Raw genomic sequence first — 18,803 nt, forward strand, 5'->3', positions numbered from 1 at the left:
CACGAGCGCGATGACAAAGCTCAGCCCGGCGATGTCCTCGCCGTCGGTACTGATTCTGTTGAGAAGCACGACCAGTCGCTCTTGTGCGAAACTGCGGACACACGACGGCCATCGACGTCTGTGACGCTCGACACGTGGTGAGGTTCCGGCCCCTGACAGCCTCGGGCAACGAACCGACAGACGGCCGGGAAAGAGTCTCTCAGTTACTGAAACTGAGTGTCGCCACGGCCCGCCGTTCGAACGCCTCAGCGGACAGTTCCCCGTCTTTGAACTGCTCCATCCACTCGCTACGAATCTCCCACGTCGCCACCGTCAGGTCCCCGTCGACGATTGTCGCCTCCAGGCGCTGCGTTCGGACATCGTCGTTGTCGGCCGAGGCGTAGCCGCGTGCGACCTCCCTGACTTCGTCACCGAGCTCTTTGTTGCCTATCTTCTCCGTCGAATAGGTGAGAGTGCACTTGTCGGGGGCCGCGTGGAAGCTGTGTACTTCGATGTCTGCCTCGCCGTAGCCGTCGCCGGTGTCGGCACTCGCGGTCGTCCCGGACTCAGTCTGTGAACCACCGCTGACGATCTCGGCAATCGACCCCTCGACAATCGGCTGGTCGGTCACGTTCCGTCGGACGGTTATCATCCCGACGCCGACGGCGAGTAGTAACAGTGCGCTGAGACCGACCCCGACGGCGGTGTTCGAATCGTTCTCGGTATCCGAGGCTGCCGTTCCGTTGTCGGTCTCGGTGGCAGACACCTCGTCAGTCGCGGGCTCGTCGGCGGGTTCGGGCGTCGGTCCGCCAGCCGTCTCGGTCGGTTCACTCGCGGTCGTTTCGTCCGACTCCTCCGCTGTCGTGTTCGACTCGGCGTCGGAGCTACTGTTGTCCGGCGCACTGCTCGTATTGCCGTCGTCGCCGGAGAGGGTATCAGTCTCGTCGCTGTCGCTATCGATACTGCCGCTGTCGCTTGTGTCGTCGCCGGTGTCGTCGCTACTGCTGTCGCCGCTATCGCCACCGCCGCTGTAGTCGTCGCCACCGTCACTCCCGTCGCCACCGTCGCTGCCGTCGCCACCGTCGCTACCATCGCCACCGTCACTACCGTCGCCACCGTCGCTACCATCGCCACCGTCACTACCGTCGTCACCATCGCTGCCGTCGCCACCGTCACTACCGTCGTCACCATCGCTGCCGTCGCCACCGTCACTACCGTCGTCACCATCGCTGCCGTCGCTGCCATCGCCACCGTCGCTCTCGACGGTCACCTCCTTGGCTGCGCTGTCCCGTACACCCTTTTTATCCGAGGTCGTGGACGTTATTTCGACAGTCCCGTTCGCCGCGTTCTCCGGCACTGAGACCGTGAGTGTGGGTTCTCGGGTTTCCCCAGGCTCGGTCGACAGGAAGAGCCACTCGGTGTCCGAGTCCTGCCAGTACCCACCGTCGTCGGTCCGGTCGACTATCTCCCAGCCGTCGGGCAGGGTCGCGTTCAGCGTGTAGGCGCTATCGTTTTCGCCGGTGTTGGTCAGCGTGAACGTGTACGTGACGTTCTCACCGGGCTGGACCTCGGAGGGTCCGTCTACCGACGTCGTCGCCGGGTCGGCTATCGCCGGTGCCGCAAGCACCGCGAGGAGGGTCACGACGGCGACACCGAGCAGGGTGCGGTTCATTCGTCTCCCCCGCCCTGCCAGCTCTCGACGAGATCCAGTATCTTCTGGTCATCGATTATCTCGCCGCCGATGCCGGGGACCGGCTCCTCGTCCTGCCAGTACTCGACTGCGTCCAGTATCTCGCTGTCGTCCATCTTGCCGTCGTCGTCTTCGTCGAAGGCCTCGGAGACCGACTGGGAGCCCTCGACGGTTATCGTCCCCTGCATGTGGCTCTGATGGGGCTGGCAGTGGTACTCGTAGGTGCCCTCGACGTCGAACGTGTGCGTGAGCGTGTGGCCCTCGCTCTGGGTGCTGTCGACGCCGCTCCAGGAGGCGTCGTCGGGCTGGCTGTCGACCGTGACAGTATGCCCGCCGGCGTCCCAGGTGAACGTGACAGTCGTGCCTGGCTCGACGGTCAGGTCGGCCGGCGAGAACTCGTGGTTTCCGTCGGGCGCGACGGTGACTGTTTTGTCCGCGTCCGAGTCGCCGCCGTCGTCCGAGTTACCGAGCGTCGACGGGTCGACTTCCTCGCCGTCGATCGTGACTTTGACCGGGATATCCTTCTCGAGGGACCAGCTGGTAATTTCGCCCTCGTAGAGGTAACTGTCCTTACCGGCAACGATCTGTCCCGAAACAGTGTTCCCCTCGACATCGTCGGGACCGCCCGCGTGCTCGCCTTTTTCCACCGCTCCGCTAACGGAGAACTCGTAGTCCGATACCTGGTCATCGAGCCCATCGATGACTATCTCGTGGCGCTCAGTGCTCCCGTCACCGAGCGTCGACGGGTCGACTTCCTCACCGTCGATTGTAATTTTGATGGGGATGTCTTTATCCAGCGACCAGCCGGTGATCTCGCCATCGTAGTGATAGTTGTCCTGTTCGCCGCCGATCTCTGCCGACACAGTGTCCTCTTCGATGGAATCTATGACGCTAGCGTCCTCGCCCTTTTTGATCTCTCCACTGACAGAGAGCTCGTAATCGGCGTGCTGGTCGTCGAGCCCGTTGATGACTATCTCGTGGGGCTCACCGACAGTGACCTCTTTCGTGGTTTCGATGGTGTCGCCCGCGTCGTCGGTCACGGTCAGCGTTACGTCGTAGTATCCCGCCTCGTCGAAGGTGTGCTCGACGGTCTCGCCGCTGGCAGTCGCACCGTCGCCAAACGCCCACTCGTAGCTGGTGATCGAGCCATCCGTGAGGCTCGACCCGCTCGCGTCGAACGACACTGTCGTCCCGCTCTCGTTCGTGGTCGCAAACCCTAGGTTACCGAGTGTCGACTGGTCGACTTCCTCGCCGTCGATCGTGATTTCGAGCGGGACGTCCTTCTCGAGGGACCACCTGGTAATTTCACCCGTGTAGTGATAGTTGTCCTGTCCGCCGCCGATCTCTCCCGTTGCCGTACTCCCCTCGACAGTGTCCTGCCCGCTCGCGTACTCGCCCTTTTCCAGCGTGCCACTGACGGAGAGCTCGTACTCCGAGCCCTTGTCGTCGAGCCCGTTGATCAGTATCTCGTGAGTCTCACCGGCAGCGACTTCGGTCGTGGTTTCGCCAGTGTTCCCCGCGTCGTCGGTCACTGTCAACGTCACATCGTAGAACCCACTGGTGTCGTAGCTATGTTCGACAGTCTTCCCGCTCCCGGTGGTGCCGTCGCCAAACGCCCACTCGTAGCTGGTAATCGAGTCCGACGGGGTCGACGGGCTCGCGTCGAAGGTGACGGGCTCACTGGCGGTGTCCGTCGACTGGTGGTCGAACGCTGCAACCGGGCCCTGCCCTTCGGGCGGTTCCTCGGTGACAGTCATCATCGCAGGCGTGTCCATCCACCTGAATTCGTATTCGCCTGAAACCCTGTGTGTCGCGCTGTTCCCATCCCACGCTGCTGCCTCCGGCTGGGATTTGACATCGGCGGAACTCCACCAGAAGTCGACTTTCGTTCCCGGATGGACGGTCAGGTCGGCCACATAGTCGGCCCCATAGTCTACAAGACTACGGAGTACCGTACGGTTCTCGAAGACGATGTTATGCTGGTTGTTGTAGAAGCTAACGTCGTCGACATCTTCTTCGTTCGCGTTGAGGCACACCTGAACGCCGACGTTCAGCCCCTCCATGACGCCGCCGTAGACCCCGACTGGATCCTCGGCCTGGTAGTTCCGGCGGATACCGTGGCCGTGATACCCGTCGGGGCCGTGACCGCTTTCGCCGTCGACGTTACAGAACTGCGGATTTTCGACACGGAGGTCTGAGCCATACCGGTTTGCTATCATGCAGTTGCCATATGAACCCATGAAGTACGGGGCCCCTGCGGGGTAGTGCCAGGTCGAGGTGTTGATCCTCGGTCCGATGTTGTACACGGTGAACGTCTCGACAACTGACTCGCTTCTCGGACGGGAAAAGCCGTAATCGAAGCCACCAGAGGCGGCAAAGGCCGTATTGTTGCTGAACGATTTCAGCGGGAGGAATCTCGGACTGATCGTGTAGGCGGTATCAACGAGCCCATCCTCTTTGGCTAATTCCCCGGGCATCTTGCCATCCAGGGGCTCGTTCCAGAGTGCGAAGGCGTACCCGTCGTGGCCAGCTGCGACACAGTCGTCGACTGCCACGGCCGGCCCCTGGAGCCAGAACCCTTCACCTTCGTGGCCGAAATCGACCTCTTCTGTCGGGGCCCGGCCCATTAGATTCAGGTCGTTGTATGTTTCCTTGACATTCCGAGAGCCTTCCGACCGGAGCGCGAAACAGCGCTCGAACGAGCCACGCTCCTTGCCGGCCTCGGCGACGAACCCGGAGCCGAAGACGTCGTAGGTGATAGAGTCGCGCACGTTCGCGTGCGAACTGTGATTGACGACGCCCCACCCGGGGGAGTGCTGGACGACGACGCCGGTTACCTCGTGTGGATCTTCACCGACGCCAGTCTGGTGGAAGTGAAGCCCGTATCGCGCGACGATGTTCGGTTCGCTGGGTTCTTCGGTCCCGTGACCGTGGACCCGGTCGCCGCTGTAATCTTGCTCGTCCATCCAGAAGTTCTTGTTCGTCCGCCCGAAGTGATCGACCTCGAGATAGCTGATCGACTGGGCCGGCTGCATCACCATGAAGTGGCCCTGCCGATTGATTCGGGCTTCGTTGGTGACATCCGTCTCTTTGATTTCTGACTCGAAGCGGACGTTCCGCGTGCGGTTGAGCGCGTAGGCCGTCAGCTCCACGTCGAGATTGTTTTCGGGCGGCACGTGGTCGTACTCGAGTGGCTCGTCGAGTTCGACCGTCGCGCCTGAGACGCTCGCAATCGTTCGCTCGTCGTCCTCGTTCGAACTCGGATCTAATCCCGGAATAACGATTTCGTCGCCCTCGTTCCAGTTTGTCGGTGCCGAGGCGAGTTCGATGGTGGTGTCGCCGGCCGTCGGCGCACTCGCGAGCTCGTCCCAGCTCGTCTTCTCGGCACCGTGGATCTCGAGTTCCCCCATCGTGATGAGCCCCTTGCTGATTCGCTCGGGGTCGTCCTTCTCGCTGATGTCCTCGTGGTGGACGATGGTGATGCGGGCCTCGCTGTCCGGTGAAATCGGGTCCGATTCGGTGCCGATATGCATCGTGCTGTCGGGCCGGGTGACGATGGTTTCAGCCCGGAGATGGCTGTCCGTGTCCGTAGCAAAGGTAAGCGTGCCCGCCACATCGAGATTCTTTATTTTCTCGGTGGTGCCGTCGACGGTGAGCGTTACACCGGAGTCGATACGGACGGTCTGGCCCGCTGTGGGCACGCCGTTGTCCCAGACAGCCCCGTCAGACCACGAGCCGTCCGCCGTCGCGGTCGTCGCCGGCGACGTGCTCTCGATGAACTCGCCGGCCGAACTATCTTCGCCGCTGGCACTCGCCGTCTCTGTGAGCCCGCCGAGTGTGGCTCCCGCAACCCCGGCCCCTATCGACGCCAGCAGTGCCCGACGTGAGTGTGCGTGTCTGTCCCCCTCGCGGTCCTCTTTCTCGCTATCCTGGTCCGGTGTCCCTTGGGCTGTCATCTTGTTACTACAATTCATAATCGCCCGAAGCAATATAATACGCATTGTTAGTAACTAAATTTATTAGGCAGATTGGGGGCCGAAAAGTCGGACCGAGTCCGGACCCGTCATCCGAGAGTGTGGTGCGTCACTGGAACAGCAAAACCCCTGGATGGGGCCCCATTCAAGGGCGGGTTGAACGGTGTCGTCAGGCTCAAGCGCGGGTTGACCGATGGATTCAGGCGGGATTGTATCGACGGTTGGCGCTGTCTCACTGTCGGACCGTTCGCTGGCGCTCGAGCGGGGTGTAACAGAGCGTTAGTCAGACAGAACACTCAGGACACCGTCTCCGGTGGCCGGGCGACAACCGTCTCACCTGCCAGTACCCGGGCGCCCTCCGCGACGGTGAGGTCGTCCGGGTCGTACTCGGGCGGGAGGACGATGTCGAAGCGACTGGAAAAGGAGATGTGGCCGATGCGCTGGCCACGCTCGACGAACTCGCCGGGCGAGACGTACGAGTAGGTCCGGCGGGCGAAGGCTCCGGCTATCATTTCGGCGGTGTACTCCTCGAACTGGAAACGGAGCCGCTCGTTGCGTTCGGACTCCTTGCGGAAAGCGAGCTTGTTCGCGCCGGGCTCGTGTTCGACGGCTTCGACGACGCCGGCCATCGGTGCGCGATTGACGTGGACGTCACGGCCCCGCATGTAGATGCCCACACGGACCCGGTCGCCCTCCTCGCGGACGACGGCCACGTGGCCGTCGGCCGGCGAGACGACCCCAGTCGGCGGTGTCGACCGGTCGGGGTCTCGGTGGAAGACGAGGATAGCGACCGCGACGGCGAGCAACACGGCGCTCGCGGCGGGCGAGGCGACGGCGGCCGGGATAGCCAGCGCCGCCGGCACGGCGGCGTATCGAAGACTGCCGGTGGCGACCTGCATGCCCGCCGACACTCACATGTCGGACAAGTGTCTTGTGATGCAAAGTTCCGCGCGGCATCGAACGTTCAAAGAGGGAGCGTTCACCACTGTCGCCAATGACAGCCGACCCGTCCCGACCCTCGGACAACCCCTACGTCTCCGACCCCGGCACGGAGTTCACGCCCGTCGACGAACTGGACGAGGACCCAGCCCACGAGCAGGCCGGAAAGCTCCGCGAGGCGATTCGCTACCACGACTACCGCTACTACGTCGAGGCCGACCCCGCTATCGGCGACCGGGCCTACGACGCCCTGTTCTCGCGACTCCAGGCCCTCGAAGACGAGTTCGACCTCGACACCGAGGGGAGCCCGACCCAGCGGGTCGGCGGCGAGCCACTGGACGAACTCGGCGAGGTCGAACACGTCGCGCCGATGGGCTCTATCGACCAGGGTGGCGAGGTCGCCGAGGTTCGGGAGTTCGACGAGCGCGTCCAGCGGGGACTGCAGGATGCCGACTACGACGGCGAGATACAGTACTTCTGTGAGCCCAAATTCGACGGGCTCTCCGTCGAAGTCGTCTACGAGGACGGCGAGTACGTCCGGGCGGCCACCCGTGGCGACGGCGCGGTCGGCGAGGACGTGACCGAGAACGTCCGGACCATCGGGAGTGTTCCCCAGCGCCTGCGCGGGGACTACCCCGACTTCCTCGCCGTGCGCGGCGAGGTGTACATGCCACGCGAGGCCTTTACCGCCTACAACCGCGAGCGCGTCGAGAACGGCGAGGACCCCTTCGCGAACCCCCGCAACGCCGCCGCCGGAACACTCAGACAGCTGGACCCGACGATTACGGCCGAACGCCCCCTCGCCGTCTTCTTCTTCGGCGTGCTCGATTCGAGCGTCGACTTCGAGAGTCACGCGGCCATCCACGAACAGCTGCCCGAGTGGGGCCTGCGGGTCTGTGACCGGGACGACCTGGTCGAGGACATCGACGCGGCCATCGACTACCGCGACCAGCAGCTGGCGGCCCGGGACGACCTCGACTACGAGATCGACGGCGTCGTCCTGAAGGTCAACGACGGCGACGCCTGCGACCTGCTGGGGGCGACCAGCCGGGCGCCCCGGTGGGCCTTCGCCTACAAGTTCCCCGCCCGGAAGGAGGAAACCACGGTCCGGGATATCGTCGTCCAGGTGGGACGGACCGGCCGGCTCACCCCGGTAGCGCTCATGGACCCGGTCGAGGTCGGCGGCGTCACCGTGACGCGGGCCTCGCTGCACAACCCCTCGCTCATCGAGGAACTCGGGGTGGGCCCGGGCGACCTCGTGCGCATCAAACGGGCGGGCGACGTCATCCCCGACGTCGTCGAGGTCGTCGAGGGGAACGGCGACGGCCACTTCGAATTTCCCGACACCTGCCCGGCCTGTGGCAGTCAGGTAGAGCGGGACGGCCCCATGGCGTTCTGTACCGGCGGACTCACCTGTCCTGCCCAGCGCGAACGCTCCGTCGAGCACTACGCCAGCCGCGACGGGCTGGACATCGAGGGGCTGGGCGAGAAGGCCGTCGAACAGCTGCTCGATGCGGGCCTCGTCGAGAACGCTGCGGACCTCTACGAGCTCTCGGTCGCGGAGCTCGCGGAACTGGAGGGGTGGGGCGAGACGAGCGCACAGAACCTCGTCGACGAACTCGACGCTGCCCGCGAGCCCGCGCTCGAGGACTTCCTCACGGCGCTTGGCATCCCGCAGGTCGGCGGCGTCACCGCGCGCAATCTCGCACAGGAGTTCGGGAGCTTCGAGGCCATCCGCGAGGCCGCCGAGGGCGACGACGAACCGTCCGACGGCCAGGTGACACTCGGTGACGTCGTCGGGGAGGACGACGGCCAGGCGGCGTTCGAGGCGTTCGAGTCCGTCCCCGACGTCGGTCCCGTCGTCGCCCGCAGTATCGTCGACTTCTTCCGGGGCGAGGGGAACCGAGAAGTGCTTTCCCGCCTGCTCGAGCACGTCGACCCGCAGGACGCCGACCAGTCGACCGGCGACGCTCTGGAGGGCCTGACCGTCGTCTTTACCGGCTCGCTAGAGGGCTATACCCGCGGCGACGCCCAGGACCTCGTCGAGCGAGCCGGCGGGTCGGCGACCTCCAGCGTCTCCGGCAACACCGATTATCTGGTCGTCGGCGAGAACGCGGGCCAGCGAAAGCGCGACGACGCCGAAGCAAACGACGTCGAGATGCTCTCCGAGGACGAATTCGTGGAGCTGCTCGAATCGAAGGGCGTGCTGTAAGATAGGTCATTCACAACCGTCATAATCATCTCAGCAGTGAGTCGGCCTGAGAGCCAGAAAGCCCCCGGCCCCTTTCAGTCCCACCCATATCGGCTGCCCAACCAGCTACGGGCGGGACTAAAAGGGGCGGCTGGCTGAACGAAGGCGGGCGACGTCCTCGCGAGAGCTCCGCTCTCGCGGGATGATGAAAATCGCTTCGCGATTTTCAGATCACAAGGACCGCAGGCCGAAGGCCGAGGACCGCAGCGAGGTCGTTCGGAAGACCGGTGGTCTTCCGTGATGACGAGAGAGCTTCGCTCTCTCGAACCACCCCCGAGTTCAGCCAGCCGGGGCTTTCTGGCTGTTGTCGTTGCGGTCAAGACATGCTGCGCACGGGGTTCGCTGGCCGCTAGAAACAGCACGAATGAAAACGAAAACAGAAACCGCTGCTACAGGTCGACGATGTTGAAGGTGTAGTAGCTGAGAGCGGCGGCGATACCGAACCACGATACCATCGCCGCGAAGACGACGGGGTCGGAGAAGTAGAACGGCACGCCGCCGGACCCGGCCGTACAGGTGACCTGCTCGCCGATGATGGTCTGGACGGTCTCGACGTTCCCGTTGAGGACGTTGGTACAGACCGTTCTGGTGTCGGCGCCCCGACCGAACATCTGGAGACGGGCCGAAAGCACCGGGGAGTCGCCCGTGTTCAGCATCGAGTTGACCAGCGTCTTGTAGGCCTGGTTGGGGTTGGCAATCTTCAGGAGCAAGACGAGGTTCCAGCGCACGGTACCGCCGATGAGCGGGCCGGTGTCGATGCTCCCGATGGAGATGCCGTTGGTGAGGATGTCGGCGAGACTGTTGACCGAGAGGTTCCACGCGAACGTGGAGTACATGTAGACGACGAAGTTCGCGATGCCGGAGTAGCTGCTCTTGGAGAAGGCCCCCGAGATAGAGACCGTTATGGCGACGAAGACGAGCGCGTACAGCACCGAGAACAGCGAGAACAGCGCGAACAGCTCGGGCTTGAACGTTATGCTCGAGAGGGTGATAAAGAGCGCAGTGAACGCGAGCGAGGCGATTAGCGGGACGCCCAGCACGGCACACCGACCGATGACCTTCCCGATGAGGACGTCACGCCGGGAGTTGGGCAGCGACAACAGTAGCTTCAGCGACCCGCTCGTCCGTTCCTTGGAGATGGCGGCGTAGCCGACGAAGATGGCGATGATGGGCAGCAGTATCGTCACCCGGTTCAGGTAGACCCCGGACAGTATCGCCTGCATCCCGTTTTGCTGGACCAGCTGGGCGAGCTGACTGTCGCCCTCCGCGGCGTTGGTCCACCACACTCGCGCGACGGGGAGGACGAACAACAGCGTGAAAAACGCGCCCAGTATCCACAGCCCCTTCGAGCGGATGGCGTCCTTGAACTCCTTCTTCGAGACGGTGTACCAGCCGAAGGTGTGCCGGAGCGTCCGGTCGAGGCCAGCGAGGCCTCCTTGCTCTGTGCTCATGCTGTCACCTCCTCCTGTTCGGTGTAGCTGCTGAAGAGGTCCTCCAGCGAGGCCTCCTGAGTCTCGAAGTCCTCGACGGGGATGCCGTTGTCCTCGAAGGCGTTGAGGACGGACATCTTCGCGTCGCGCTCGCAGTTGACGGTCACGCGGTCGGTGTCCAGTTGCGCGCCCGACACCGACGAGAGGGACCGAATCTCGTCGAGCGCACCCTCGATACCGTCGGTGTCGCCGACGGTGACGACCATCGTCATGTCACCCTGGGCGTCGCGCAGCCCCTCGACGGTGTCCTTTGCGATGAGCTGGCCGTCCTGCAGGATGCCGACGGTGTCACAGACGGCTTCGACCTGGCTGAGGATGTGCGAGGAGAAGAAGACGGTCGCGCCGCGCTCGCTCTCCTCGCGGATGAGTTCGCGCATCTCGCGGGCGCCGTTCGGGTCCAGCCCGGTGGTCGGCTCGTCGAGGATGAGGAGGTCGGGCTCGCCGACCAGTGCCATCGCCAGGACGAGACGCTGTTTCATCCCCTTGGAGTAGCCGCCGGCCCGGCGGTCGATGGCGTCGGCGACGCCGACGCGTTCGAGCAGCTCCTTCGGGTCGTCGTCGGCGTCTTTCGACTCGATGACGAACTCCATGTGTTCCCGACCCGTCAGGCGTTCGTACACCTCGTACCCCTCCGGGAGCACGCCGATGCGCTCGCGGATGGCTTCTGATTCTTCGTGGACGTCGTGACCCAGGACTGTGGCCGACCCGGCCGTCGGTCGGACGAAATCGAGGAGGATGTTGATGGTGGTGGACTTCCCGGCGCCGTTCGGACCGAGAAAGCCAAAGACCTCACCCTCTTCGACGGTGAGGTCGACGCCGTCCAGGGCGACGACGTCGGCGTACTCCTTGCGGAGGCCGTCCAGTTCGATGGCGGTCATACGCGACGGTTGGACCAGCCTCAGGTATAGTCTTTCATATTGTCAGGCGAGTATGACTGGTGCTCTTTCGCCCACGTTTTTCGCCGTCGGGTTGCGGGCCGACGGCCCGCAACCACACAACGTGGCGGCAAAGCCGCCACCCAGCCCGTGAGCAGACGCGAGCGGGCCCGACGGGGAAAATGTGGTCGTGGGATAGTCTTTCATATTAGTCGCTACTATCACACTTCATCATCGGGGTCGTGTGTGTCGGCCATCCGCTGGGCTTCCGTCGCGTACCGCTCGCGGGTCTCTGGTTCCTCGACCGGTGTCAGTCGTTCCGGCTCGACGTCTTTCGCGGCCGTTACCGCGGTCCGCATCAGGAGGTTCGTCGACAGCTGCTTGGTGAGCTGTCGCTCGCCGTCGGTCGTCGCGTAGACGAGCGTCACCATCCGTTCGTCGCCGAAACTCGACCGCTCGACCAGCCAGCACTGGACCGTCGCTTCGGACTCGGTCATGAGTGAGCAGTAGCCCCGGCGGTCGAAAGGGGTTTGCGGTGCGGGACACCGAGAGCGGGGCCGTCGGACGCAGAATTTGCCATACGGCTGGCGATTCTGTCCGTAGGTTTATTAGCCTGGATAGTTCAGGTTCAGGCGAGACAGTCCGTCATCTGTATGTCAGGTACTGACCCTTTCGACGACGTTTCTCCCGGGCGAGAACCACTCCGAGCGGGCCTCGCTCTCGTCTGTATTCTCGCGGTGGTGTTTGCGGCGGCGGCGTTGCCCACGCTGTCACTTGCCGGCGGGGTCGAGTCGGTCGGCCCCGAGAGCGTGCCCTTTGGCGGGTCGTCTGACGGGGCTGGGGCCGAACCAGGGTCCGGCGAGGGGAACGTGACGCCCGGTGACGGGCGTCTGACGCCCGACGAACAGTTGGAGCGGTCCAGCCAGCGCTCCGGGGCCACGCCGACCGGGTCGCTGGACGACGCCGCCGGGAACGGTACCGGGGAGCAGGCAAGCGGTGGCGCGGCCGGGAACCGGCCTGGTGATAGCGACACCAGCGGACAGGCGAGTGGTGGGGAAACCGGGAACCGGACGAGCGGCGAGAACGTCGGTCAGACGGACAGCAGCGACGACACCGGCGGTGAGGGCGGTAGCGAGACTGTGAACCAGACGGGCGATGGGGATACTGGTGACCAGGCGGGCGACGGTGACACTGGTGACCAGGCGGGCGATGGGAATACTGGTGACCAGACGAGCGACGGAGACACTGGTGACCAGACGAGCGACGGAGACACTGGGGACCAGACGGGCGACGGCGACACCGGTGACCAGACGAGCGACGGTGACACCGGGGACCAGACGGGCGACGGCGACACCGGGGGCCGGACGGGTGATGGCGACACCGGTGACCAGACGGGCGACGGCGACACCGGGGACCAGACGAGCGACAGTAGCACTGGCGACGAGACGAGCGACGGCGACACCGGTGACCAGACGGGCGATGGCGACACCGGTGACCAGACGGGCGACGGCGACACCAGGGACCAGACGAGCGACGGTAGCACTGGCGACGAGACGAGCGACGGCGAGACCGTCGATGACACAGAGACCGATAGCTACAACGTCACGCTGAACCGCTCGGCGACGGCCGGGGCCGTCGTCGAGGTCACGGTGACCCGCGACGGAGAGCCGGCGGGCGGTGTGCAGGTGTCGTTCAACGGCGACCCGATCGGCACGACGGACGAGGCGGGCACCGTCGTCGGTCGAGTCCCCTACGAGGACCAGCTGAACATCACGCTCGAATCGGGGACCCAGCAGTCGCTGTCGGCGCCGCCACGGCCTCGCGGTGACCGGCTGTTCGCGCTCTCGGCCCCGCCTCCCGCGCAGGTGGAAAACGAGAGTTTCACCGTGAACACCAACGTCTCGGTGTCGCTCTCGGGCCCGGTCGTCACCGGGCAAAACGTCACTCTGACCGCGACCATCGACGGCGTCCCGGTGCGGTCGGCGGCGGTGACCATCGACGGCGAGCGCGTCGCGACGACCGACGGCAGCGGCACAGCGACCGTCTCGCTGCCGGCGGAGCCGGGGAACTACACCATCGGCGTCTCGCGTGACGCCGTCAACGGGACGCGGACAGTGACCCTCGACGGACTCGGCGTCGAGACGGAGCCGACGCTTCCGCTCGCGCTGCCGGGCACCGGACTCGCCGTGACCGTCACCGCCGGCGGCGAGCCGGTCCCGAACGCGACAGTCGTGCTCGACGGCGAGGCGGTCGCCGAGACGGACGGCAACGGCACCGCGCGCCTGACGCTCCCGTTCGCGGGGAGCGCAACCGTCACCGTCAGGCAGTACGGCCAGCGCAGCGAGGCCGTCGTCGGCGGTCTCTTCGTCAACCTCGCCGGCGTCCTCGTGGGGGCGCTCGCGCTCGCTGGCGGCGCGGGATATCTCCTCCGCCGCCGGGGCGTCTCCCGGGCCACCGTCACGGCCTGGCTCCGACGGGCGACCCAGCTTGCCGTCAACAGCCTGCTGTGGCTGGCCGCCGCCCTCGATGGCGCACTCGGTCGCCTCCGGGCCCGCATCGTTCTGACCGTCGCGGCGCTGCGGGCGTTCCTCACACGTCGGCGGACGCCTGCGGCGCTGTGGGCGGCGCTTCGGGCCTGGGCTGTGGCGAAAGTCGCGGCGGCGAGGGCCTCTGCCGACGCGGCGGCGACCGCCGCCCGCAACGCCGACCCGCGTATCGACGAGCGCGACCCCGCCGACGACCGGACCACCATCCGCGCCGCGTGGGGGCGCCTCGTCGAGCACGTCTCCTTGCGCCGGACCGACACCGCGACGCCGGGCGAAATCGCCGCCCACGCCGTCGAGGCGGACGACCTCCCGGCCGAGGCCGTCGGGGTACTCAGGGAGGCCTATCGGGCCGTCGAGTACGGGCAGTACGACCCGGGCGACCACGTCACGGCCGTCGAGCGCGCCATCGAGACCATCGAGCGCAGCGTGGAGGCCGACGCTGGCGCCGAGGATGGGGGGGACGCCGCGTGAATCTCCGTCGGTTCAAGCTGTTCGGATTCGGTCTCGTCGGCCTGGCGGGCACCGTCGTCGCCGGCGTGCTCGTGTTCGCGCCGGACGCCCTTGGCGGACTGCTCCCGACGCTTCGACAGGCGACCGAGATGGTGGACCCGCTCTGGGTCGGTGCGCTGGTCGGCGTCGTCGGGCTTCTGACCGCGTGGCACGTCGGCCACGGCGGACGGCGGACGACCAGCTTCGACAGCGCCGTCGAGACGCCGCCGGAGTCGGTCACCGCCGAGGAGACGCCCCTTTCCGGTGCGGGCCTGGACGAGCGGTACGAGTCGGCTGTCGCCGACGAGCCGGGCGCCATGGACGCGCTGGTCGACCGGCTCCGGGCCACAGCGGTGACGACCTACGCCTTGGAGGCAGAGGTCGCCCGCGAGCGGGCCACCCGGGCCGTCGCCGACGGCGAGTGGACCGACGACACCGTCGCGGCGGCGCTGCTGTCGCCCGACCGACCGCAGCCGCTGGTGGCTCGGTTGCGGCTCTGGCTGGACCCGGAGAGCGAGCGCGAGCGACGGGTGAAACGGACGGTCAGCGCCATCGACGACCTCCGCCGGGGGCCGTCTTGATGGGACGGCGCGTCCACCGCTGGCGCGGCGGCGTCGCCGCGGCGCTCACCCTCGTCAGCGTGGGCTTTCTGTGGGGGAACACGCTGTTGCTGGCGGCGGTCGTCGTCCCGCTCTCCTACATCGTCTACGGCTCGCTCTCGCGGGTTCCGCCCGACGCCGCCCTGTCGGTCTCCCGTACTGTGGTCGACGGCGAGCCGACGCCCGGCGAGCCGGTACAGGTGGCACTTACCGTCGAGAACACCGGGCCGGCGGCGCTGACGGACGTGCGCCTCATCGACGGTGTGCCCGAGGAACTGGCGGTCGTCGACGGCGCCCCGCGGGCCTGTATCTCACTGCCCGCGGGCGGGCGCGAGACGGTGACGTACTCGGTGATGGCAAAGCGGGGGAGCTACACCTTCGGCCCGACCGCGGTCCGAATCCGGACGCTCTCGGCCAGCGACGAGGTGACTGTCGAACTGGCGGCCGACGGCGACGGGACACTCACCTGTGCCAACACGGTCTCGGAGGTCCCGCTGACGGACGCCACGCTCCCGCGGGCTGGGACGCTGCCGACGGACAGCGGCGGGGACGGTATCGAGTTCCACTCGACGCGCAGCTACCAGCACGGCGACCCGGTCAACCGGCTGGACTGGCGCCGCTACGCCAAGACGGGCGAGCTGACGACCATCGACTACCGCGAGGAGCAGGCGGTGCGAACCGTCTTGATTGTCGACGCCAGGCCGGCCGCCCGCCTGACCCCCGAGCCGGGCTATCCGACGGGGGCGGAGCTGTCGGCCTACGCGGCCGAGCGGCTCTTCGACGCGCTGTCGGCCGCGAACGTCGTCGTCAGCGTCGCCGCGGTCGGGCTCGCCGACGAGGACGTCCCCGGCGGACTCGGACCCGACGGGCTGGCCTGGGTCGACGACACCGACGACCACACGGCCGCGCGGGTCGCACAGCTGTTCGACGGCGTCGGCGCCGCCGCGGCTCGGGCGGCGACCGCGACCCCCGAACCCGAGGGGACCATCCAACAGTCGAGCGCGCTGACGACCGACGGCGGCGTCGGGGACGAGGCCCTGGAGGCGGTGCTCGCCCGGCTCCCGGCGACGGCTCAGGTCGCCGTCTTCTCGCCGCTTGCGGACGACTGGGCGACGGCGTGTGTCGAGGCGTTCTCCCGGCGTGGCTACCCGACGACGCTGGTCTCGCCGGATATCGCCCGTCGCGACACCGTCGGCACGTCGCTGTTCGCCCTCGACCGAGCGGCCCGGCTCCGCCGGGCGGAACTGGCCGGCGCGACCGTCGTCGACTGGGACCTCGATAGCCCTATCGACGTGGCGCTGCGCGCCTCGGTCGCGGACCTGTTCAGTGTATGACTATGGACGACTCACCCACTCACGAGGCGGGACTGCCCCCGACCAGCCGTGCGGTCGTCGTCGGTCTCGCCGCCGTGCTCTCGTCGCTCCTGTTCCTGCAGACGGGCCTTGGCCGACTGCTGCCGGTCGTCGCGGCGACCGGGCTGGCACTCGCCGGCTCGCTGTGGCTGGCCGGCTGGGAGCGGTGGACCGCTGTCGGGCACCTCTTCGCGAGCCTGCTCGTGGTGCCGACTGCCGTCGGGTTGCTGGCGGTAGCCGGGGGTGCAATCGGTATCGCCATCGGCGGGGGTAACACGGGTCCCGGCGTCGCTGCGGCGGCGCTGGTCGCCCTCGGCGGGCTGCTTTCCGCCTTCGGAGCCGCAACCGCGCCGTGGGGCGTCTACGACCACGACCGGGCGCTGGCCGCCGTCGGGCTCGCGGGCCGGACGATGGTGCCACTTACCGTGGCCGCCGGGGTGTCCGTCGCGTCGGGCATCGTCAGGCTCTCTTCGAGCGGCGACGGGTCGGGGACGCCTCTGGGTGCGCTCCTCGCGCCGGTCGTCGACCTGCTGTTCGCGCCGACCCCGGGACGGACACATATCGCCGTGTTCTGTCTGTTCCTCGCCGTCGTCACCATCGCCTTCGAGCGGGCCATGATGTCGCTGCCGCTGACGGAGCTGCTCGCGGAGACGACCGACGACGCCGACCTGTCTGACGCCGTCGAGTCGGCCAGCCGGGCGCTGGGCATCGCGAGTGTCGCCGCGGTCGCCGTGGGACTCCTCGCGCTGGGTATCGAAACCGGGCGGGGACAGGCCGTCATCGCCGACACGTTCCCGGCGGGGCTCTACGACCTGACGGTCAGTCTCACTGGCAGTCCCGGCGTTCGACAGGCCCTCTGGACAGTGTTCGTCGCCAGCGTCGTGGTGCGCCTGGCGGTGTGGCTGGTCCAGCGGGCTGCCCGGAGTTCGGCCGACCGGCTGGCGACGGTGCTCGCGCCCTACGTCGGCGGGAGCCTGCTGGCCGGCGGACTCTTCGTCGTGGCCACGCCGCTCCTCGATGCCCTCCTGGCGACGGTCCAGTCGGCCGCACCCGCCCCGGTCGCCGCCGGCGTCACCCGGCTCGTGACGCCGCTGGTCGGGTCCTATGGCGCCGGGCTCGTCTTACTGGTGGCCGGGCTCGCCCTGCTCAGCGTCACGAGCACTGCGGTCGGCTGCCTCTGGCTCGCGCTGGTGACCCACTACCTCGACGAGCGCAACCCCGGCGTCCACATCGGCGCTGCTGGCCTGTTCGGCGCGACCGTCTTCGCGGCGACGATGGGCGTCTCGACGTGGCTCGTCCTCGCCGGGCTGGTCGGTGCGGTGGTGGTCTGGGACGCCGGCACCTTCGGACGGACGCTGCGACGCGAGGTGGGGCCCGCCGCCGAGACGCGCCGGACGGAACTGACCCACGCGGGCGGGACGGTCGCCGTCGGTGGCGTGGGCGTCGCTCTGACCCTGGTCGTCCTCGACGTCTCCCGTGGCACTCTCGCGGTGGCGCCGGGGACAGGCTACGTCACCCTGGTCGTCGCGCTGTTTGCGGCCATCGTCCTCGCCGTCGCGCTGCGCTAGCTCACGCCGTGACGGCCGGCACCTCGACGCTGTCGAGCACGTCCGCGACCACCTGTGACTGGTCGACCCCTCGCACGCTCGCGTCGGCCGTCAGCACGATGCGGTGGGCAAAGACCGGCTCGACGACGCGTTTGACGTCGTCGGGCACCGCGTACTCCCGGCGCTCCAGGACGGCGGCGGCGCGGGTCACCTCGAACAGCCGCTGGATACCGCGGGGCGAGACGCCGACGTTGACGCGGTCGTCCTCGCGGGTGGCCCGGGCCAGTTCGACGATGTAGTCCAGCAACTTTCCGTCGACGGTGACCCGCTCGACGGCCGCCTGGAGTTCAGTGACCTGCTGGCCGTCGATGACTCCCGTGACAGAGGGCGCCTGTGCGGTGCGGTCGGCCCGGCGTTCGAGCAGTTCGCGCTCGCCCGAGAAGTCGGGATAGCCCATCTCGGTCTTGACGATGAAGCGGTCCCGCTGGGCCTCCGGGAGTCCGAAGGTCCCCTCCTGCTCGACCGGGTTCTGCGTGGCGATGACGAAGAAGGGGTCGGGCAGGTCGTGGGTGTCGCCGTCGACGGTGACCTGTCCCTCGCCCATCGCCTCCAGCAGCGCGGCCTGGGTCTTGGGCGGCGCCCGATTGATTTCGTCGGCCAGCACGACGTTGGCGAAGACGGGGCCGGGCTGGAACTCGAAGGTCCCGGTCGCCTCGTCGAAGACGTTCGACCCGGTGATATCGCCCGGGAGCAGGTCCGGGGTGAACTGGATGCGGTTGAAGGATAGGTCCAGCGCGGTCGCGAAGGACTGGGCTGTGAGTGTCTTCCCCGTCCCGGGGACGTCTTCAAGCAGGACGTGGCCACGGGCCAGGATGCCAGTCAGTACGGTCTCCAGAAACCGGTCGTCGGCGATGACGGCCTCGCCGACGGTGTCGAGGATGCGGTCACACGTCTCCCCCACGGCGGTGTGGTCCATATTCGCCAATGGGAACCATCCATGAAATATCCTGTCGCTGTCAGGGACCGGTGACTGGGTAATACGGCTCGCGACAGCCGCCCCTCGGGGCCTGCC

The 18,803-nt window shown here is 66.9% G+C and carries 12 protein-coding genes; 5 read left to right on the top strand and 7 right to left on the bottom strand.

Annotated features, from left to right (window positions below):
- Window positions 1–199 precede the first annotated feature (199 nt).
- From EGD98_RS12780 to EGD98_RS12800, 3 genes are all read right to left on the bottom strand, one after another.
- Window positions 200–1,651, bottom strand: a complete 1,452-nt coding sequence (locus EGD98_RS12780; protein WP_220588759.1) for a DUF8159 domain-containing protein — start codon at window positions 1,649–1,651, stop codon at window positions 200–202.
- The gene (locus EGD98_RS20805) at window positions 1,648–5,625 is read right to left on the bottom strand and encodes a PKD domain-containing protein (RefSeq protein ID WP_236039473.1); all 3,978 of its coding nucleotides are present in this window, start codon (window positions 5,623–5,625) and stop codon (window positions 1,648–1,650) included. The genes EGD98_RS12780 and EGD98_RS20805 overlap by 4 nt, the downstream gene beginning before the upstream one ends.
- 314 nt (window positions 5,626–5,939) lie before the next feature.
- A complete protein-coding gene (locus EGD98_RS12800) occupies window positions 5,940–6,542 on the bottom strand; it encodes a protein sorting system archaetidylserine decarboxylase (RefSeq protein WP_220588760.1) in 603 nt (200 codons plus the stop codon).
- Window positions 6,543–6,637: 95 nt separating this feature from the next.
- On the opposite strand from EGD98_RS12800, the gene ligA reads away from it, so the two are divergent.
- Window positions 6,638–8,794, top strand: a complete 2,157-nt coding sequence (gene ligA, locus EGD98_RS12805) for an NAD-dependent DNA ligase LigA (RefSeq protein ID WP_220588761.1) — start codon at window positions 6,638–6,640, stop codon at window positions 8,792–8,794.
- A gap of 428 nt (window positions 8,795–9,222) precedes the next feature.
- On the opposite strand, the gene EGD98_RS12810 is transcribed toward ligA, so the two are convergent.
- From EGD98_RS12810 to EGD98_RS12820, 3 genes are all read right to left on the bottom strand, one after another.
- Window positions 9,223–10,284 carry an ABC transporter permease subunit gene (locus EGD98_RS12810; protein ID WP_220588762.1) on the bottom strand — a complete coding sequence of 354 codons (1,062 nt, stop codon included), beginning with the start codon at window positions 10,282–10,284 and terminating at the stop codon, window positions 9,223–9,225.
- The gene (locus EGD98_RS12815; protein ID WP_220588763.1) at window positions 10,281–11,201 is read right to left on the bottom strand and encodes an ABC transporter ATP-binding protein; all 921 of its coding nucleotides are present in this window, start codon (window positions 11,199–11,201) and stop codon (window positions 10,281–10,283) included. The genes EGD98_RS12810 and EGD98_RS12815 overlap by 4 nt, the downstream gene beginning before the upstream one ends.
- 218 nt (window positions 11,202–11,419) lie before the next feature.
- Entirely contained in the window at window positions 11,420–11,695 is a 276-nt protein-coding gene (locus EGD98_RS12820; protein ID WP_220588764.1) for a DUF7967 family protein, read from the bottom strand.
- A gap of 156 nt (window positions 11,696–11,851) precedes the next feature.
- On the opposite strand from EGD98_RS12820, the gene EGD98_RS12825 reads away from it, so the two are divergent.
- From EGD98_RS12825 to EGD98_RS12840, 4 genes are read left to right on the top strand one after another with little or no spacing between them, the layout of a single operon-like run.
- The gene (locus tag EGD98_RS12825; protein WP_220588765.1) at window positions 11,852–14,215 is read left to right on the top strand and encodes a DUF4129 domain-containing protein; all 2,364 of its coding nucleotides are present in this window, start codon (window positions 11,852–11,854) and stop codon (window positions 14,213–14,215) included.
- Window positions 14,212–14,814: a DUF7269 family protein gene (locus EGD98_RS12830; RefSeq protein WP_328762895.1), complete on the top strand. Its 603-nt coding sequence runs from the start codon at window positions 14,212–14,214 to the stop codon at window positions 14,812–14,814. Before EGD98_RS12825 ends, EGD98_RS12830 begins: the two co-directional genes overlap by 4 nt.
- Window positions 14,814–16,166: a DUF58 domain-containing protein gene (locus EGD98_RS12835; protein WP_220588766.1), complete on the top strand. Its 1,353-nt coding sequence runs from the start codon at window positions 14,814–14,816 to the stop codon at window positions 16,164–16,166. Before EGD98_RS12830 ends, EGD98_RS12835 begins: the two co-directional genes overlap by 1 nt.
- Window positions 16,163–17,752 (top strand): DUF7519 family protein, encoded by a 1,590-nt coding sequence (locus EGD98_RS12840; RefSeq protein ID WP_220588767.1) that lies wholly within the window; start codon window positions 16,163–16,165, stop codon window positions 17,750–17,752. Before EGD98_RS12835 ends, EGD98_RS12840 begins: the two co-directional genes overlap by 4 nt.
- A gap of 1 nt (window position 17,753) precedes the next feature.
- On the opposite strand, the gene EGD98_RS12845 is transcribed toward EGD98_RS12840, so the two are convergent.
- The gene (locus EGD98_RS12845; protein WP_220588768.1) at window positions 17,754–18,707 is read right to left on the bottom strand and encodes an AAA family ATPase; all 954 of its coding nucleotides are present in this window, start codon (window positions 18,705–18,707) and stop codon (window positions 17,754–17,756) included.
- Window positions 18,708–18,803: the final 96 nt, after the last annotated feature.

Source organism: Haloarcula salinisoli (assembly GCF_019599405.1).
In the GTDB taxonomy this organism is placed as follows: Archaea; Halobacteriota; Halobacteria; order Halobacteriales; family Haloarculaceae; genus Haloarcula; species Haloarcula salinisoli.

Excerpts from the sequence above, each read along its gene's own strand:
- ligA (WP_220588761.1), top strand. The coding sequence starts at position 6,638 with ATGACAGCCGACCCGTCCCGACCCTCGGACAACCCCTACGTCTCCGAC.
- EGD98_RS12815 (WP_220588763.1), bottom strand. The coding sequence starts at position 11,201 with ATGACCGCCATCGAACTGGACGGCCTCCGCAAGGAGTACGCCGACGTC.
- EGD98_RS12840 (WP_220588767.1), top strand. The coding sequence starts at position 16,163 with ATGACTATGGACGACTCACCCACTCACGAGGCGGGACTGCCCCCGACC.
- EGD98_RS12820 (WP_220588764.1), bottom strand. The coding sequence starts at position 11,695 with ATGACCGAGTCCGAAGCGACGGTCCAGTGCTGGCTGGTCGAGCGGTCG.
- EGD98_RS12810 (WP_220588762.1), bottom strand. The coding sequence starts at position 10,284 with ATGAGCACAGAGCAAGGAGGCCTCGCTGGCCTCGACCGGACGCTCCGG.
- EGD98_RS12780 (WP_220588759.1), bottom strand. The coding sequence starts at position 1,651 with ATGAACCGCACCCTGCTCGGTGTCGCCGTCGTGACCCTCCTCGCGGTG.
- EGD98_RS12835 (WP_220588766.1), top strand. The coding sequence starts at position 14,814 with ATGGGACGGCGCGTCCACCGCTGGCGCGGCGGCGTCGCCGCGGCGCTC.
- EGD98_RS12800 (WP_220588760.1), bottom strand. The coding sequence starts at position 6,542 with ATGCAGGTCGCCACCGGCAGTCTTCGATACGCCGCCGTGCCGGCGGCG.
- EGD98_RS12825 (WP_220588765.1), top strand. The coding sequence starts at position 11,852 with ATGTCAGGTACTGACCCTTTCGACGACGTTTCTCCCGGGCGAGAACCA.
- EGD98_RS20805 (WP_236039473.1), bottom strand. The coding sequence starts at position 5,625 with ATGACAGCCCAAGGGACACCGGACCAGGATAGCGAGAAAGAGGACCGC.
- EGD98_RS12845 (WP_220588768.1), bottom strand. The coding sequence starts at position 18,707 with ATGGACCACACCGCCGTGGGGGAGACGTGTGACCGCATCCTCGACACC.